2 protein-coding genes are annotated in these 2,300 nt (G+C 29.1%); both read right to left on the reverse strand.

Annotation, left to right across the window (positions count from 1 at the left end):
* Window positions 1-1,697: DUF4158 domain-containing protein (locus ACODS7_RS31705; RefSeq protein ID WP_488828533.1), on the reverse strand; the 1,697-nt coding region annotated here is incomplete at its 3' end.
* A gap of 223 nt (window positions 1,698-1,920) precedes the next feature.
* Window positions 1,921-2,300, reverse strand: a 380-nt coding sequence (locus ACODS7_RS31710) for a recombinase family protein (RefSeq protein ID WP_488828535.1), incomplete at its 5' end; no start/stop codon positions are given.

A 2,300-nucleotide genomic window follows, 5' to 3' on the forward strand; every position in this document is an offset into this window, starting at 1 on the left:
TTTTTTACTTGCACATGTTTGTTTTTTCCGGAAGTAATCTTTTTATTAATTGAGATGAGACGAGCTTCTAATTTGTTTTCAAGTTCTTTTAAATGTTGTTCAATAGGCTGTTGTAGTGTAGTTAAATTGAGATTTTGGATTATACTTTCTTTTTGTTCCCAAGTATCTTCATCGATTAAATCATCCTCAAAACTTCTATACTGTATACTATCTCTACAAAATATATCTCCCGATTGCAAGCGATTCCATAATAAGTAATAAATTAAAAATTCATAGCGGTCTAGTAGTAAATGCCTTGTATTAGAATCATCTTTTGTATAAAGATAACGTTTGTTTTTATTGGTTATAAAAGCTTGCGGAATGTCTTTGATATCATATTTAGATAAGGGTTTTCGTTTCATAAAAACTTCTTTTAAAAAATGGATTGCATCCATAAGGTCGTCATCCATATCTGTTGTAACAAAATCAACCATCATAAAAATAGGGCGAATTTGTCGTTTGAATTGTAAAGCTAATGCATCAATACGTTCCCAACGGAACGCCTTTTCATCTATCTTCGCATTATCCAGGATTTGATTTGCTAGTTCTGTTAATTTAGAACGGTCTAGGATAGAAAATATACGTTGTTGTATGTTTTTAAATGTTGTTTGACCTGAAATATTTTCATCTACTATAACTTGTAAAACCTTTCCTACTTTCTTGAAGTCCTCTTGATTTTCTGTATAATAGGTGCTTACTTTATTTTTAGCGAATGATACAATATCATCGTTGTATTTTCTTATTTTATAAATCAAACCATTAATTAAATTGTCATTCATTCTTTGATAACGATAAAAAATAAAACATAATAGATAAAGGTACATAAGAGATTCATTAAATCTTTTTAATTTATACACAGAATAATAATCAATTAAAGAAGCGTAATATTTAATGCTTTCATTAGAAATTTTTAATTTCGGTAAAATAACACTAGCTCGTTGAAAAAGGGACCGTATATGATTTCCGCATTCTATTTCACGTTTCATTGCATTTATACTAAAATCTTTCGGTTGACATTTTATTCGAGTGATTTCATATAATCCAGAAGAATTGTATAATAATTCTTTTAAAAGTTGTTTATCTGTTTCAAATAGATGGTTGTGTATAAGTGTTATGAGTCGTTGTTCTTCAGATGTAATCGCAGTCCCTACAACATCTTGCATAAAACTATACGCAGGAATAATAATATGTTCTTCTACTAAATAATTAAGTAATTCACGAAAAATAAAAATCGGTTTTCCACTTACTGTTGCAGCCCTGCGGGCTTTTTCTTCTAAAACACTTCGGTGATAGGAGTCACAAATACGGTAATTAGATATTTTAAGAATTAATTTTTTATGAGTAGATCGTGTCTTTTTATCAATTGATTCAAAATCCCCAAAAGACTCGTTTTTAAAATAGATTTTTAAAATGTATTGAATATCTTCTTTCACCTCTGATAATTTAAACTGAAAAAACAATTGCTTTGATTTAAAATATCCAAGTTGAAGAATAAAATATACTTTAGATTTTATAGAACGTAAAGTATGTAATACTTCTTTTTCGACATGTGAAAGTGTAAAATACTGCACACGTTCTTGATAGGTAAATATTGGTCTACTATAAAGGCGATGTATTTCATCATCTGATAAAATCTTCAATCTGTTCTTCGTGTTCATATCTGTTTAAGAACCCATCCTTTTAGTTAAAATATATTTATGTTATAAAGTACACGTCATTTTGTATTAGTTCGTCTTTTGATTGTGATAAATAGTCATTCTAGATATCCCAGATTTTTCAACAGCTTCTGTGATACTTTCTCGATTCTTCAGAGCGAAAAATAAGCTGGTTATTATAATTGGTACTCACTATATCAACTGGATATGTATTTCCCAAATACAGTTAATTACCCAGAGTATTTTTATATTCTTTCCATCTACGATAAAACGTGGCTTCACTTATATTCGTGATTTTACATATTTCTTTCACTGTCTTATTTGTTGTTTCATGTAATTCCATTGCATGTTTCACTCCATCATGTTTTAGATTGAATTTTTGTTTTCGTCCTTTATATATACCTTTTCTTTTAGCAACTGCAATTCCTGCTTGTTGTTTTTCTTTGATCATTGTCCGATCTAACTCACTAAAAGCAGACATAACTGTCAAAATAAATTTTCCTGAAGGCGTTCTCGTATCAATCCCTAAATTCAATATTACTAAATGAATGCCTCGTTTTTCTAATTCTTCCGTTAGTTCCAGTAACTGTTTTGTATTCCTTCCTA

It is taken from the genome of Bacillus sp. FG16, assembly GCF_057809515.1.